The 17,040-nt window shown below is 45.8% G+C and carries 12 protein-coding genes; all 12 read right to left on the bottom strand.

Features of this window, described 5'->3' with window-relative positions:
* On the bottom strand, nucleotides 1-511 hold a 511-nt coding region (locus ACQY6Q_RS05260; protein WP_427978725.1), incomplete at its 3' end, for an extracellular solute-binding protein.
* Nucleotides 512-652: 141 nt separating this feature from the next.
* A complete protein-coding gene (locus tag ACQY6Q_RS05265) occupies nucleotides 653-1,915 on the bottom strand; it encodes an ammonium transporter (RefSeq protein ID WP_055732773.1) in 1,263 nt (420 codons plus the stop codon).
* A 45-nt stretch (nucleotides 1,916-1,960) separates the two neighbouring features.
* Nucleotides 1,961-2,299, bottom strand: a complete 339-nt coding sequence (locus ACQY6Q_RS05270; protein WP_055732774.1) for a P-II family nitrogen regulator — start codon at nucleotides 2,297-2,299, stop codon at nucleotides 1,961-1,963.
* Between the two features lie 349 nt (nucleotides 2,300-2,648).
* On the bottom strand, nucleotides 2,649-2,996 hold the full coding sequence (locus tag ACQY6Q_RS05275) for a YacL family protein (protein WP_427978728.1): 348 nt from the start codon (nucleotides 2,994-2,996) through the stop codon (nucleotides 2,649-2,651).
* A gap of 9 nt (nucleotides 2,997-3,005) precedes the next feature.
* Complete coding sequence (locus ACQY6Q_RS05280; protein WP_427978730.1) at nucleotides 3,006-3,824, bottom strand: winged helix-turn-helix domain-containing protein; 819 nt, start codon at nucleotides 3,822-3,824, stop codon at nucleotides 3,006-3,008.
* Between the two features lie 238 nt (nucleotides 3,825-4,062).
* Nucleotides 4,063-6,660 carry a bifunctional aconitate hydratase 2/2-methylisocitrate dehydratase gene (gene acnB / locus ACQY6Q_RS05285; RefSeq protein ID WP_427978732.1) on the bottom strand — a complete coding sequence of 866 codons (2,598 nt, stop codon included), beginning with the start codon at nucleotides 6,658-6,660 and terminating at the stop codon, nucleotides 4,063-4,065.
* Nucleotides 6,661-6,894: 234 nt separating this feature from the next.
* Nucleotides 6,895-9,114 carry a patatin-like phospholipase family protein gene (locus ACQY6Q_RS05290; protein ID WP_427978734.1) on the bottom strand — a complete coding sequence of 740 codons (2,220 nt, stop codon included), beginning with the start codon at nucleotides 9,112-9,114 and terminating at the stop codon, nucleotides 6,895-6,897.
* Nucleotides 9,115-9,192: 78 nt separating this feature from the next.
* The gene (gene lpdA, locus ACQY6Q_RS05295; RefSeq protein WP_188407282.1) at nucleotides 9,193-10,623 is read right to left on the bottom strand and encodes a dihydrolipoyl dehydrogenase; all 1,431 of its coding nucleotides are present in this window, start codon (nucleotides 10,621-10,623) and stop codon (nucleotides 9,193-9,195) included.
* Nucleotides 10,624-10,754: 131 nt separating this feature from the next.
* Entirely contained in the window at nucleotides 10,755-12,623 is a 1,869-nt protein-coding gene (gene aceF / locus ACQY6Q_RS05300) for a pyruvate dehydrogenase complex dihydrolipoyllysine-residue acetyltransferase (RefSeq protein ID WP_427978737.1), read from the bottom strand.
* Between the two features lie 12 nt (nucleotides 12,624-12,635).
* A complete protein-coding gene (aceE, locus tag ACQY6Q_RS05305; RefSeq protein ID WP_427978740.1) occupies nucleotides 12,636-15,293 on the bottom strand; it encodes a pyruvate dehydrogenase (acetyl-transferring), homodimeric type in 2,658 nt (885 codons plus the stop codon).
* A gap of 52 nt (nucleotides 15,294-15,345) precedes the next feature.
* A complete protein-coding gene (gene pdhR, locus ACQY6Q_RS05310) occupies nucleotides 15,346-16,110 on the bottom strand; it encodes a pyruvate dehydrogenase complex transcriptional repressor PdhR (protein WP_055732781.1) in 765 nt (254 codons plus the stop codon).
* Between the two features lie 241 nt (nucleotides 16,111-16,351).
* The coding region (gene ampE / locus ACQY6Q_RS05315) for a regulatory signaling modulator protein AmpE (protein WP_427978744.1) at nucleotides 16,352-17,040 on the bottom strand (689 nt) is incomplete at its 5' end.

Raw genomic sequence — 17,040 nt, forward strand, 5'->3', positions numbered from 1 at the left:
CGATCAGACCAATGTTATACACATGTTTACCTGAACGGGTACAAATGCGCCCTTTCCATTTAGGGTCGGTTAAATCGTTTAGCGACTTGAGTTCGCCTTCTTTTACACGATCTTTATCTGCATAAATAACCCGTGCACGAGTGGTTAAAGCAAACCAAAGGTTATCCGGATGACGCAGATGAGAAGGAACAACCTCATTCAGTACTGGTGAATTAACCGGTGCAAGTAGACCTGCAGCGCGCACTTCTTCCAAGCGACCAATGTCTACGGTTAACACCAAATCAGCTGGGTTATTGGCGCCAGCGGCTTTAATCTTTTCAGCCAAACCTTTTTCCGCATGAACCACATTCACCTTAATGCCCGTTTCAGCAGTAAATGCATCAGTTAAAGGTTGTAGCAAGCTTTGTTGACGGTAGGAGTAAAGGTTAACCTCTTCACCCGCGTAACTTGGCCCAGCAACTAGCAAGCTAGCTAACAATGGAAAGGTAGAAAAAAAACCAAATTTTTTCACAGACAGATCCCCAAAAAAAGTTAAACACTAATCGTTATCATTTGATTTAAGGTTAACATGGCTAACTAAAATTGACTACCAGTAAAACATGAAAAAGGCCTGCAAAGCAGGCCTTTAAATCAAGATTTTGTTAACTAAATATTAGCTAGAAGATTTTACTGTTACGAACTCAGGGTAGGCATCGATGCCACAATCTGAAAGGTCCATACCGTTCATTTCTTCTTCTTCTGAAACTCGGATACCCATTACTGCTTTCAAGATGCTCCACACGATGAAGCTTGAAACAAATACCCAGCCGAAGATAGTTAGAGCACCAACAATTTGGCCACCGAAGCTAGCGTCACCATTAGTAATTGGCACAATCAATAGACCGAACAAGCCAACCACACCGTGTACTGAGATAGCACCTACTGGATCGTCAATCTTAATTTTGTCGAAGAATACGATAGAAGCAACTACCAATACGCCTGCTACAGCACCGAATAAAGTGGCTTGAAGCGCGGTTGGTGTAGAAGGTTCAGCAGTAATTGCCACTAGACCCGCTAAAGCGCCGTTTAATAGCATTGTTAGGTCAGCTTTACCCCAAGTTAACTTACATACGATAAGAGCTGTAAGTGAGCCAGCAGCCGCAGCAGCGTTAGTATTTAGGAATACCATTGCAACAGAGTGAGCGTTAGCAGCATCGGCTAGTTTCAATACAGAACCACCATTGAAGCCGAACCAACCCATCCATAAAATGAAGGTACCTACTGTCGCTAGCGGCATGTTAGAACCAGGGATTGGGTTAATTGAACCGTTTTTACCGTATTTACCTTTACGAGCACCTAGTAGTAATACACCGGCTAGTGCAGCAGAGGCACCGGCTAAGTGAACAATACCTGAACCCGCGAAGTCAAAGAAGTTAAGTTCGTATAAACCAAACACAGATTGACCGCCCCAAGTCCAGCTACCTTCTAGAGGGTAGATGAAACCAGTAAGCACTACAGCGAAAATCAAGAAGGCCCAAAGCTTCATACGTTCAGCTACGGCACCAGATACAATTGACATAGCCGTGGCAACGAATACTACTTGGAAGAAGAAGTCTGAAGCACCAGAGTAAACACTTCCGCCCTCAAAGCCTTCTTCGGCTTTAGAGGCTAGAATGCCGCCTAAGTCAAAGGCTTCAATGCCAGACAAGAATGCTGTTCCGTCGTACATGATGGCGTAACCGCAAATCAGGTACATCACACAAGCAATAGAATAAAGAGCGATGTTTTTAGTTAAGATTTCAGTGGTGTTTTTAGCGCGAACTAAACCAGCTTCCAACATTGAGAAACCAGCAGCCATCCACATAACTAAGGCGCCACACACCAAAAAGTAAAAGGTGTCGATGGCGTATTGCAGTTGATAAATTTCGTTTTCCATAATTACTTCCCCGTAATCCCTATTATTAGCCAGCTAAGGTCAAACTTAGATAGCCTCTCCATCCATTTCGCCAGTACGAATACGTACAACATTGCTTAAGTCATAAACAAAAATTTTGCCGTCACCAATTTTTCCGGTGTAAGCTGCACTTGAAATCGCCTCAATGATGCGGTCTACATTTTCTGAGCTAGTGGCAATTTCTAACTTCACTTTTGGTAAAAAATCGACTTGGTATTCAGCACCACGATAAAGTTCGGTATGACCTTTCTGACGGCCAAAACCCTTTACCTCTGACACTGTCAAACCATCTACGCCAACTTCAGCAATGGCTTCACGCACGTCATCCAATTTGAATGGCTTAATTATCGCGCTAATTAGTTTCATTTGAGCTCCTCCAAAGAGTCATCGTTAACTTTTCCCTCTTAAGCAAATACAAAGCTTATGCCAAAAGCAATAAATCAATATTTATCAAACACTTAAAATCAAAAAGAAAAATCAAAACAAAACACAAAGCACCAATACGGTGCATATTCTTTATTAGCTGCGCCATATAGGTTCAATCCATTATCCGCCGCGGGAAAGCAGCACTAATAGTGTGCAAGCCCCCTAATTAACAACATCAAGGAGGAAACAAAAACCAAGGGTAAAAGTTTAACTAAATGATTAAGAGGAGGAATTTCTTAAGTGAGGATAAATTGGCGAGCTTTAGCCATGAATGCAAGCTTGCACCAGCTTAATAAGAAGCAATTGCATTTAATAGCTCAATGAAGTCATCGAAGCCACAGGCACTTTCACTGGCATCAAGGCTCATCGGCTGATCAATCAGGGAACTAGGTTGTTCGAGAGAGTCTTCGGATACTGAAATCAAGATTTCGTCTCGATTAGCGATAAAGCGAAATTCATCGCTATCCAGTCGTAACTCGGCTAACTCATGCAGGGCCATTAGCTGGGCCAGCAGCTGTTGTGGAAACTGACGATGTTTATTGATTTCTCGTTCCAACCACATCGCTAAACAACGATGCTCATCACCACAATCAATCATTAATTGACCGTCCAAAGAACGGCGTATCGTCAGTTCCATAGTTACACTTTAATTATTCACACAAGCAGCGGCTAAGTTTACGCTAACTGTCGTCTCAAGCCTAGTCGGAACCAAGTCATAAGCGGCATTAGGTTTAAGTTTAAAGCGCGCCGCCACTGCAGCTTTTAGCTTCTTATCGAGGGTCTCAAGATTAAGTGGTTTTATCACCAAGCCTTGCACATCCAACAATACGTTGAAACCAAGTAACTGCTTATTTGCCTCAGAGTTGATGGAAACAATTGCTACGTCTGAGCTGGCTAATGTTTTGCCAGTTCGTATTGCCTTGATGAGTTGCAGGCCTTGATAGCCTTCCAACTCGGTGTCCACAACAATCGCTTGAAACTCATGGCTCATCAATCGCTGATGTAGCTCATCTAAATCCGAGAAGACTTCTAGATAGTTTAATTCGCCCTCGGTTTTAGCGGCGAGGATCTGCTCACAGGTATCAGGATCACTAAATAGCGCAGCTTTAGGCTGTTCAAAAATCGCTTCAGACTTGAGCAGGTTTAAGCCTGGTTCCGATTCACACCTCGCGATATAGCCCTTTTTAGGGATAGTAGCGATAGTAAGCTCAGTATTATTTACAGTAGTGAGGACTTTGCGTAACTGAGAAATGTGCTGATTGATAGTATGATCGGAGACACTACGCCCCCAAACAGCTTCAGACAAGTCGTCTCTTCCTACAACTTGATTAACATGTTTGCACAAATACCCCAGCAAATGGGTTCTTAACGGACCTAAATAGGCAGTTCTATCCTTAAACGTAATACTATTTTGGCTCATATCTACGGCCAACGGGCCAACTACAACAACATCATTAAAGGACATATCGTCTTCCAACAGCAAGCGAATAAACTAGTAATTCTAGCGTTCCCTTTTATACAGTAAAAACTGTAATCATCCAAATTCAGCAGGATATAATAGGGGATTTTATGTTTATTTTGTAATATTGAGCGAAAAAATTGATATTTTTTAGTCTTTAATATAATAACAGTTCAACTTGGGGTTTGGCTAGCAGATATAAAAAAACGCGGCATAGGCCGCGTTTTGTTTTTCAAAGCAACATTTAAACTGCTTTTTGAATGATCACATCATCAGCTTTATCGGTATAATCGCTAATTTGATCGAAGTTTAAGTAACGATAAGTATCTGCCGCTGTCGCGTTAATTTGCGCTGCATATTCTAAATATTCTTCCGGAGTAGGAAGCTTACCTAAAATTGCCGCCACCGCAGCCAACTCGGCGGACGCCAAAAACACGTTAGCCCCAGTACCTAAACGGTTAGGGAAGTTACGCGTTGAAGTAGACACAACCGTAGAGTTATCGGCTACTCGCGCTTGGTTACCCATACACAAAGAACAACCAGGGATCTCGGTACGGGCGCCAACACGACCATAAATACCGTAGTAACCCTCGTTAGTTAATTGTTTTTGATCCATACGCGTTGGAGGAGCAACCCACATCCGCGTAGGTAAGGCACCTTTATGTTTATCAAGCAACTTACCTGCGGCACGGAAGTGACCGATGTTGGTCATACATGAGCCCAAGAATACTTCATCAATCTTCTGACCCGCGACTTCTGATAATAAACGCGCATCATCAGGGTCGTTCGGCGCACACAATACCGGCTCACGAATTTCAGCTAAATCAATTTCAATTACCTCAGCATATTCGGCATCGGCGTCGGCTTCCATTAGCTCTGGGTTAGCAATCCACTCTTCCATTGCAGTGATTCGACGCTCAATAGTACGTCTGTCACCATAGCCTTCAGCGATCATCCACTTCAACATGACGATGTTGGAATTTAGATATTCAATGATGGGCTCTTTACCTAACTTGATAGTACAACCCGCAGCACTGCGCTCTGCTGACGCATCAGATAACTCAAAAGCTTGCTCTACTTTTAGCGATTCCAAGCCTTCGATTTCTAAGATGCGACCAGAGAAAATGTTTTTCTTACCTTTTTTCTCAACAGTTAACAAACCGCGCTGAATCGCCGCATAAGGAATCGCATGCACCAAATCACGCAAGGTTACACCAGGTTGCATTTCACCTTTAAAGCGAACCAAAACTGATTCAGGCATATCTAGCGACATAACACCGGTTGCAGCAGCAAAAGCCACTAAACCTGAACCCGCAGGGAAAGAAATACCAATAGGGAAACGTGTATGTGAGTCACCACCGGTACCAACGGTATCAGGCAACAACATGCGGTTTAACCATGAGTGAATAATGCCATCACCGGGACGCAACGACACACCACCACGATTCATGATGAAATCAGGAAGAGTATGATGGGTGGTAACGTCTACCGGTTTAGGGTATGCCGCAGTATGACAGAAAGACTGCATGGTTAAGTCGGCTGAGAAGCCCAAACAAGCCAAATCTTTTAATTCATCGCGCGTCATTGGGCCGGTGGTATCTTGTGAACCCACGGTCGTCATTTTCGGCTCACAATATTGACCTGCGCGAATGCCGGCCACACCACAAGCTTTACCCACCATTTTTTGCGCCAGCGTAAAGCCTTTGCTTGAAGCGGCTACGTCTTGTGGGCGTTTAAATACTGTGGAAGGCTCTAAACCTAGAGAAGCGCGAGCTCGGTCGGTTAAGCCACGGCCAATAATTAATGGAATACGACCGCCCGCACGAACTTCATCAAGCAACACTTCGGTTTTTAGCTTAAAGGTCGAGATAACCTCGTCAGTACCGGCTTTTTTCACTTCTCCAGCAAATGGATAGATGTCGATCACATCTCCCATAGCAAGCGCTTCAACGTCCAGTTCAATGGGCAAGGCTCCAGCATCTTCCATGGTATTGAAGAAGATAGGGGCAATTTTACCGCCCAAACAGAAACCGCCACCACGTTTGTTTGGCACGTAAGGAATGTCGTCCCCCATTAGCCAAAGCACCGAGTTAGTCGCCGACTTACGTGAAGACCCCGTCCCCACAACATCACCCACATAAACCAGTGGGTGTCCTTTTTCTTTTAACGCTTCAACCTGCTTCATCGGGCCAACCACGCCGGGCTGATCGGGTTCAATGCCTTCACGGGCATTCTTCAGCATCGCTAAAGCATGTAATGGAATATCAGGACGAGACCAAGCATCTGGCGCTGGCGATAAATCATCGGTATTGGTTTCGCCAGTGACTTTAAATACGGTTAAAGTAGACTTTTCAGCCACTTCAGGGCGACTTAAAAACCACTCCGCATCAGCCCAACTCTGCATGATTTGCTGGGCAAACTGGTTACCCTCTTTGGCCTTCTCTTCTACATCATGGAAGGCATCAAACACCAACAGGGTATGAGACAAGGCTTTAGCTGCAATTGGAGCCAGTTCATCATTATCTAACAAAGAAATTAGCGGCTCAATGTTGTAACCGCCCTGCATAGTGCCTAGCAATTCCGTGGCATAAGCAGGAGAAACTATTGAGGAACTCACTTCACCAGCGGCCACAGCAGCTAAAAATCCCGCTTTTACATAGGCGGCTTCATCAACACCTGGGGGAATTCGATTCGCGAGTAAGTCGAGTAAGAAGTCTTCTTCACCGGCTGGGGGCGCTTTAAGTAACTCAACTAATCCTGCAGTTTGTTCAGCATCAAGGGGTTTAGGTACAATACCTTCAACAGCACGCTCTTCGACGTGTTTGCGGTAGCTCTCTAGCACGGCTCGCTCCTTATTGTAATAATGCCCGAAGGGGGATATCCATATGTTGGGCCTTTACTATAACTGGCCTCATGGGGTGGTGATTATAGCTGTTTTAACTATAAATTAAAATATAGATGTTTTAGCAAAAACTTAAAAAAACCAACAAAACCCAATAAAAACAATACCTTAACATGCATGTAATACTTTAGCCACAGAGCCTCAAGTTACATTTAATTTACATTTAGGCAATATTTAGAAGTCGTTGCCAATAAACAGATATAAAGTTTGTTCTTCTTGATTGTGGCCATAAGCTAAAACAATCGGCCCTAAAAGGCTGCTATCCAAGGCAGTAAACAAGCTAGCTGCCCATAGTGACGAATGTAGTGAGATGTCACTAGCGCTATTCCAAACCCCACCGTTTTCAATCGAACCGCCAATAAACACCGGTGCTTGAAATATCGGGCTGTTATAGTGATGTAGTTGATAAAAATACATTAATCCACTTAAGGCCTTGTAACGCCCCGATAGCTGCTCATAACTAAAACCAGACAGGCGTAAAAACCCACCTAAATCTTGAGCATCGGTAGGAATAACAAAATCACTACCGGTACTGCCGTATTCACCAAACCAATTCAAATGATGTTTACCCCAAGAAAAGGGGTATTTCCAACGCCCTTCAAAACTCGGAGAATAAGCGCTCGATTCATCGCTGACGTTTTCATGATAGAGGCTTAAGGTCAACTCAAGTAGCTTTCCTTCAGTAGGAAAAGCCCAACTATTTAGCGTGTCATAATCAAAAGTTAAATAAGGTCCATAAAGCCAATAATTAGCCTCACCATCTAAGCCAGATACATCCAAAGCACCGTGTTTAGCCGCTAGCCCTAGCCCCCACTCCTGCCAAGGACGATAATTCCAAGCAAGATGAGTACGCAGGCCTATATCTTCAAAATCAACCGCGAGGTACTCAACTCCCTCGCCGACATCATAAACTCGCCGCTGGCGTTTATCGTACTCCGCAGCGACAGACCAAGCGTAGCGAAGGTGGTCGGTAAACGGCGTATAAAACTCGGTATATAAACGTTTCACCGTGCCCACTTCCACCTCATTACGCCATTCAGCACCATAGCGGTTGAGGTTAGATAAGGTAAAACCTAAACCAAAGTTCACTTCAGTTTGATCCTGGAAGTTTTCCTGAAGGCCAAACTTCATATCAAAATAACCCGGCCCCCAGCTTTTTTCATAAATATCAAGATGAATAACATTTTCGCCTTGTTCAGTGGCAATACGGTAATCCACTCGCTCAAAAGTGCCTAAGGCATAAAGCTGGCGGATCCGCTGTTCTAGCTCTTCCTTAGATAACAATTCACCTTGGTTCAACTGCAAGCGAGACAACACCACCTCATCGCCTAGCCTTGAATTATTGTTAAGTTTAATTTTCCCCACCACGAATTGCTCATGCAAGGCCAAGTCGGCACGTCGCTGATTAACTTGCTGGCGGTAAGCTAAATACTGCTGAGGCTCATCTCCCAAGGCTAAACGCTTGGCCAATGCGGCAAGCGGCGCACGCCCCGCCTCTAATCCTCGAGTTACCGCAAGAGGCATCAGCGCAAAGTCGCCAGTTTCAATGCCATCCATATTGGGGCTAATTAATAAATCGTCGTCATCGAGTAAGGCGATTTGCCGCTCCGTTCCTGAGCGGGTTAAAAAAATCGACAACTGATCAAGCGTATCAACGGCACTATTTAATTGCTCCTGAGGTTTAAGTCGCGCGCCAATATCCACCGCAATAATCAGCTCTGCCCCCATCTCTTTAAGCACATCAACAGGCAAGTTATTCACCACCCCACCATCGGCCAGTTGGCGGCCGTCAATTTGCACTGGGCGTAAGGCCCCCGGAACCGACATGCTGGCCTGCATGGCGGTAGCCAAATCACCATGGTCAAGAATGACCGGCTTCATCAAGGCCATGTCGGTGGCTACCGCTCTATATGGAATGGCTAACTGATCAAAGCTGCTTAGCGCTTCTAAGTTACTGGTGGCATAACGTAATATTTTAGCCATGGTTTGGCCTTGTACCGCCCCTTTAGGCAGCACCACGTTTTGGCCATTCCAGCCCATCGGTAAATCAATTTGATATTGATCGCGTAACTTCTTGCGGCGTAATGACATTTCTCCGCGAGTCACGTCATCTTCATATCCGCCTTCCCAAAAAATGGAAAAAGTGACGTCTTCGATCTCTTGTGCGTCATAGCCCATTGCCAGCATAGCGCCAAAATAAGCACCCATGCTGGTACCTGCGACATAATCAACTGGGATTTGATATTCTTCGAGTAATTGGATAATCGCTAGATGAGCGGCCCCTTTCGCGCCTCCGCCACTGAGCGCTAAGCCAATTTTGGGTCGAGCAAAAGAGTTGAGAGAAAACAGGCAGCAAGCCACTAGCAGCAAGCCTTTGGCCAATAAACGTGACAAGTTCCATTCCTTTGAAAGCAATACTATAAAGGCAGCCGAGGCTGCCTTTATCACTTTAGTTTTTTAGACGCTTAGAGTCTATTTTTTCTTTTTCTTGGCCTTCGCATTAGGCAAGTCGGTAATGCTACCTTCAAAAATTTCTGAAGCTAAACCTACTGATTCATGCAAGGTTGGGTGAGCGTGAATAGTTAGCGCGATGTCTTCAGCATCACAGCCCATTTCAATGGCCAAACCAATCTCACCTAATAGCTCACCGCCATTAGTGCCCACAACCGCACCACCAATAACACGACCAGATTCTTTATCAAAAATCATCTTAGTCATACCATCAGGACAGTCTGAGGCAATAGCGCGACCCGAAGCAGCCCACGGGAATACCGATGCTTCGTAGTTAATACCTTGAGCCTTGGCTTCTTTCTCGGTTAAGCCCACCCATGCCATCTCTGGCTCGGTGTAAGCAATAGAAGGAATCACTTTAGGATCGAAGAAATGTTTCTTACCGGCAATTACTTCTGCAGCAACGTGACCTTCATGCACGCCTTTGTGCGCCAACATGGGCTGACCCACGATGTCACCAATCGCATGAATGTGTGGCACATTGGTACGCAGCTGTTTATCAACCTCAATGAAACCACGCTCGGTCACTTCAATACCGGCTTTTTCTGCGTCTAAGCCTAAACCATTAGGTACACGACCCACCGCCACCAATACCGCGTCGTAACGTACTGGCTCATGCGGCGCTTGCTTACCTTCGTAAGTCACGTATAAGCCATCAGTTTTTGACTCAACCGCTACTACTTTAGTTTCTAGCATAATGTTGAACTTGTCTTTCACCTTCTTGGTGTAAGCGCGTACTACATCTTTATCTGCCGCTGGTACTAGTTGGTCAGCAAACTCAACCACATCAATTTGGCTACCTAGGGCACCATAAACAGTACCCATTTCCAAACCAATAATACCACCGCCCACAACCAGTAATTTACCGGGAACTTCTTTTAGCTCAAGGGCGTCAGTTGAATCCCAAACTCGCGGGTCATTATGCGGAATGAAAGGCAATTTAACCGGGCGAGAGCCCGCTGCAATAATCGCATTGTCGAAATTGATAGTAGTAACACCGTCTTCGCCTTCTACTTGCAAAGAATTCGCACCGGTGAATTTACCAAGGCCTTGAACAACCTTAACCTTACGCATTTTAGCCATACCGTCGAGGCCACCGGTCAATTGACCAATCACTTTCTCTTTCCAGGTACGGATCTTATTAATGTCAGTTTGTGGTTCACCAAAAACAATGCCGTGCTCTGCTAGTGATTTAGCTTCTTCAATCACTTTGGCTACGTGCAATAACGCTTTTGATGGAATACAACCCACGTTCAAACAAACGCCGCCAAGGGTTGCGTAACGTTCGACAATCACTGTTTCCAAACCTAAATCGGCAGCACGAAAAGCAGCTGAATAGCCTGCAGGGCCTGCGCCCAGTACTACCACCTGGGTCTTGATTTCCTTACTCATTGATGACCTCTTGGTTTTGTTATCTTATTGAGCTGCCGTAGGGTATCGGTATCAAACATGCAGCTCAATTGAGTTTACGGTTAATCGTGATAAAAAAGAAGAGCCGGATGCCAAACATCCAGCCCTTATGACTAAAGTACTAAGCGACGAATGTCGCCCAACAAGCCACTTAAGGTGGAGATGAAACGAGCGCCATCGGCGCCGTCAATCACCCGGTGGTCGTAAGACAGAGCCAAAGGTAACATCAACTTAGGCTCAAATTCTTTACCATTCCATTTCGGCTTAATTTCGCTGCGCGATACACCCAAAATGGCCACCTCTGGCGCATTCACAATCGGCGTAAATTGGGTGCCGCCAATGCCGCCTAGGCTTGAAATAGTGAAACAACCACCCTGCATGTCTGAAGCGGTTAGTTTGCCTGCACGCGCTTTCTTAGAAATTTCTACCAGCTCTTCAGACAACTGATAAATACCTTTCTTGTTTACATCGCGAACCACTGGCACAACCAAACCGTTTGGCGTATCTACCGCCACACCAATATGGATGTACTTCTTCATGATCAGGCTATTGCCGTCATCTGACAGAGCAGAATTAAACTTCGGCATGCTTTCCAAGGTTTTCGCTGCAGCTTTTAGCATGAATACCAATGGAGTGATCTTAAAGCCAAGCTGCTGCTTTTCTGCAATCACATTTTGCTCTTTACGGAAGGCTTCCATTTCTGAAATATCCGCTTCGTCAAATTGAGTAACATGAGGGATTTTCACCCAGTTACGGTGCAGAGCCGGACCAGAGATTTTCTGAATACGTGATAGTGGAACTTCTTCCACTTCACCAAATTTAGAGTAATCAATGCTTGGCCACGGTGCGACCGCCATGCCTGAACCACCAGCAGAAGCGCCAGACTCCAACGCTTTAACCGCTTGTTTCACGTAGGCTTGTACGTCTTCTTTAACGATACGTCCCTTACGACCAGAGCCTTTAACTTTGGCAAGGTCAACACCAAACTCACGCGCTAAGCGGCGAATCACTGGCGAGGCATGCACATAAGCACTGTTCTCAACAAAACCGCTTGGTTTGTCTGTATTACTTGCTGGCGCAGCTTTAGCCGCTGGAGCTTCACTAGCAGCAGGCTTAGCCGGTTCCGCTTTGGCAGGTGCAGGCGCCGATGCCCCCGCTTCTGCTTCCACTTCAAATAGCATAATCAGTGAACCAGTTTTCACCTTATCACCCACCGCCACTTTAAGCGCTTTAACCACACCGGCAAACGGTGCAGGTACTTCCATGGCGGCTTTATCGCCTTCAACAGAGATCAAGGTTTGCTCAAGCTCTACCTTGTCACCTACCGCCACCGCCACTTCGGTCACTTCCACTTCATCGTCGCCGATGTCAGGAATATTCACTTCTTTTTCCTGAGAGGCTGCTGGCCCAGCTGAACTAGCCGCAGGCTCTGCCGCTTCTGCCGGCGCACTGGCTTGAATTTCAAATTCCATAATCGGCGTACCAGTAGACACCTTATCACCGACCGCAATGGTGATAGATTTTACCGTTCCAGCGAAAGGTGCGGGAACTTCCATAGCTGCCTTGTCTCCTTCTACAGAGATTAAGGTTTGCTCGGCTTCGACCACATCGCCAACGCTAACTGCCACTTCGGTTACTTCAACTTCATCATCACCGATGTCAGGCACTTTAACCGTTTCAACCGCACTTGCCGTTGCGGCTGGCGCAGCAGGCTCGCTTGAGGCTGGCTCAGCGGCACTCGATTCCGCGCCCTGCTCTTCAAAAATCATAATCAAGCTGTTGGTAGCGACACTGTCACCCACCGAAACTTTAATTTCTTTCACTACACCCGCATGCGAAGCAGGTACTTCCATCGCCGCTTTATCTCCTTCAACAGAGATCAACGATTGCTCTAGCTCTACGCTATCACCCACTTCAACCAGGATTTCGGTCACTTCAACTTCATCTGCGCCGATATCAGGTACAAAAATTTCAATACTCATAGCCATTCGCCCTTACGCGTAGAGAGGGTTAGTTTTGTTGGTGTCGATGCCATATTTTTCAATCGCTTCGCTCACAACTTTCTTGTCTACTGTGCCAGCTTTAGCTAGCTCAGCCAGAGCCGCTACCACGATGTAGTCGGCATTAACTTCAAAGTGACGACGTAGATTTTCACGGCTGTCACTGCGGCCGAAACCGTCGGTGCCTAGTACCTTGTAGCTACCTGGAACATAAGCACGTACTTGTTCAGCGTACTGCTTCATGTAGTCAGTTGCAGCAATGGTTGGCGCATCACCCAATACTTGAGAAATGTAAGCTTGTTGCGCTTCAGCTTCTGGGTTTAGCATGTTTAAACGCTCTACCGCTTGGCCTTCACGAGTTAGCTCATTGAATGAGGTCACACTGAATACATCAGAAGCAATGTCGTATTCTTCGCTAAGCACTTTAGCCGCTTTCAATACTTGTTGCATGATGGTGCCAGAGCCCAATAACTGAACTTTACCTTTGCTACCTTGGTTAGCTTGGAACTGATAAATACCCTTACGAATACCTTCTTCAGCACCTTCCGGCATCGCTGGTTGGTGGTAGTTCTCGTTCATTAGCGTTAAGTAGTAGTAAACATTTTCTTGTTCACCATACATACGGCGTAAACCGTCTTGCAAAATAACCGCTACTTCAAAAGCAAAGCTTGGATCGTAAGAAATACAGTTAGGAATGGTGTTCGCCAAGATTAAGCTATGACCATCTTCGTGCTGTAAGCCTTCACCATTTAGCGTAGTTCTACCTGCAGTTGCGCCTAATAGGAAACCACGAGCTTGTTGGTCGCCAGCCATCCAGCACATATCACCAACACGTTGGAAACCAAACATCGAGTAATAGATGTAGAATGGAATCATTGGCATGTCGTTAGTGCTGTAAGACGTAGCCGCCGCTACCCACGAACTCATTGCGCCGAGCTCGTTAATCCCTTCTTGCAGAACCTGACCACTCGTATCTTCTTTGTAGTAAGACACTTGCTCACGGTCTTGCGGAGTATAAGTTTGGCCGCTTGGGTTGTAGATACCAATTTGGCGGAACAAACCTTCCATACCGAAGGTACGCGCCTCGTCGGCAATAATAGGCACTACGTTTTTGCCAATACCTTTGTGTTTCAACATCACATTTAAGGCACGCACGTAAGCCATGGTGGTTGAGATATCACGCTTTTGCTCACCCAATAGTGCATCAAATTCGCTCAACTCAGGGATCTCTAAGGCTTGTGTGAAATTAGCCAAGCGCGAAGGCGTATAACCCGCCAACTCTTTACGACGCGCATGTAGGTAATCGTACTCTGGGCTGCCTTCTTTTAACTCAATGTAAGGAAGATTTGGCAGCTCTTCGTCACTTACCTCTACACCCAAGCGATCACGGAATTGTTGAACATGAGTCATGTCCATTTTCTTCACTTGGTGGGCAATGTTTTTACCTTGAGCCGCTTCACCCATGCCGTAACCTTTTACGGTTTTGGCCAAAATTACAGTCGGTGCGCCAGTGGTTTTACGCGCTTTATCAAAGGCGGCATAGAGTTTCACAGGGTCATGACCACCACGACGTAGTGCGAAGATCTCATCGTCGCTCATGTCCTTCACTAGCTCAGCCGTTTCGCTGTACTTGCCAAAGAAATGTTCACGCACATAAGCGCCGTATTTAGATTTAAAGGTTTGGTAGTCGCCATCAACTGTTTCGTTCATTAGCTGTAGTAACTTACCAGAGCTATCTTTGCTTAGTAGGCTATCCCACTCGCTGCCCCACACCACTTTAATCACATTCCAGCCAGCGCCTTTAAATAGGCCTTCTAGCTCTTGAATTATTTTACCGTTACCCATTACCGGGCCATCTAAGCGCTGTAAGTTACAGTTAATTAGGAAGCAAAGGTTGTCTAGCTTCTCACGAGCGGCAAAAGAAATAGCGCCGCGTGATTCTGGCTCATCCATCTCGCCATCACCTAGGAAGGCATAAACACGCTGACCAGAACAATCTTTTAAGCCACGACCGGTTAAGTACTTAAGGAAACGCGCTTGGTAAATTGCCGAGATAGGACCTAGGCCCATAGATACGGTAGGGAATTGCCAGAATTCAGGCATCAATTTGGGATGCGGGTAAGAGCTTAAGCCCTTGCCGTCTACTTCCTGACGGAAGCTATCTAGTTGCTCGGCAGTTAAACGACCTTCAACAAAGGCACGCGCATAGATACCAGGAGAAATATGCCCTTGGTAGTACACCAAGTCGCCACCGTCTTTTTCGTTACGAGCTTTAAAGAAATGGTTGAAACAAACTTCGTAGAACGCAGCTGAAGACTGGTAAGAAGCCATGTGACCGCCTAGGTCTAGGTCCTTTTTAGAAGCGCGCAACACGATCATGATAGCGTTCCAACGAATGATTGAACGAATTCGACGTTCAATCGCGCTATCTCCTGGGTATTCAGGTTGCTCTGCCACTGAAATAGTATTGATGTAGTCGCTGGTGATGGCTCCGCCGGAGCCTGCTAAACCGTCGATTTTAGCACTAGCGATGACCTGCTCTAACAAGAACTGGGCACGCTCAACGCCTTCTTCACGGATCACAGATTCAATGGCGTCTATCCACTCACTCGTCTCTAGTGAGTCAACATCATGCTTCAGTACCTCTGACATGGCTGTTTCCTTATCAGTTATTAATAATGTCCAAAAACCCAAGGTTCTCGGCTTATACTTTCAATTGTTTTAAACGACGGTTAGAACGCTCAACACGACTAACTTCTCGTTCGATTTGTAATAGCGTTTCTTCAATAAACGCCAAATGCTTGTGCGAGGCTTCTCTAGCATCATCAGGCTTACCATCCAAAATGGCTTGCAGCATTAACACCCGATGATGACGAATTTTTTCGGCAACGCTGGGGCGCGAATACAAGACCTGAAAATTGTCCATAATGTTTTTTTCCAACAATGGACTCAAACCTCTAATCAGATGAAACAACACCAAGTTGTGTGACGCTTCGGTAATCGCCTCGTAAAAGCGTAATACCGCTTTGGCCTCTGCTTGGGTATCTCCATCTTGTTGCGCTTGCTCAATCACTTGATAACAAGCTTGGATCTTGTCTAAATCGGCTTCGGTTCCCCGAAGCGCAGCATAATAAGCAGAAATCCCTTCCACCGCGTGACGAAACTCCAACAAGTCTAGTTGGCTTTCATCATGGTTGGACAACAAATTGAACAGCGGATCGGTTAAGGCTTCGCGTAATTTTTGCTGAACGTAAGTACCGCCACCTTGTTTTCTTACCACCAAACCTTTGGCTTCAAGCTTTTGTATTGCTTCACGTAACGAAGGACGTGAAACGTCAAATTGCTTGGCCAACTCTCGCTCCGCAGGCAAACGCTCACCCGGCGGTAAACTCCCTTCTAGGATCATTCGCTCTAATTGTTTGGCAATTACGTCGGCGAGTTTGGGTGGTTTTATTTGCTGATAGCTCATCAATGTCCGGTCTTAATATTGGTAATACCAATTTACACGCAGCAAATTAACAAATCAGAAACACGCTGTCCAGAAAAATTGACCCATATCAATTTAGATAAGGCGATTAAGTTAGAAGAAAGCAATAAATCACCCGCCCCGCAAAGTGGTCAGACCAATTTAGCGAGAATTCGACTAAAAATGTAAACAAGCGAGGGAGAATGGCCAATAGATGTTAATAACTAGTGAGGGATAAGGAAAACTAAATTAGCCAACCGGCAATGGTCAGCAGCGCTATGATGGTAATGGCAAACATGATGGAACGTTTGGCCAAACTTACAAAGCGACTGGTGGTACTAATACACAGCGCTTGATGCTCTAAATCAGCCTCTGACAACTCAGAAGCTACTGCCACTTTAGCTAACCAATAACCGTTGCTGTGCGCTCGGTCGCGCAATGACTGTAGCCAAATCGGCAAGGCCGCTGCGGTATGCCCCACCGCTAGATAACAAAGACTAGCGATGCGCGAAGGCAGCCAATCTAAGTAATGCATAAACTGATTAATGGTCGGTGATAAGGCTTGAACCTCAGTACTTTTATGTAGATAGAGACTGCGGCTACAAGCATAAAACAGCGCCCCCGCTGGGCCTGCCAATACATAAAACAAAATCACCGCAAAATAGTAGCGGTAATTTAACCACATTAGCTGGGTACCGGTAGATAAAGCGATGGATTGTTCAGGATCTGACTGGTGCAAAGGGTGCATTTGTTGCAGCAACTGCTGGTTAAAGAGCTGACAAGCTTGCTCATCGCCACTGGCCGCTGCGCGCAGGTAATCGCGATAACTTTGCTGAATGGGCGGGCAACCCAAAGTAAACAAGGGCACTAAAATCCACAGCAGCAGGTTGGCTAAACCAAACAACCAGCCACTCAGGCTCAGTTGCAGCCATA

It is taken from the genome of Agarivorans sp. (assembly GCF_050295395.1).
In the GTDB taxonomy this organism is placed as follows: Bacteria; Pseudomonadota; Gammaproteobacteria; order Enterobacterales; family Celerinatantimonadaceae; genus Agarivorans.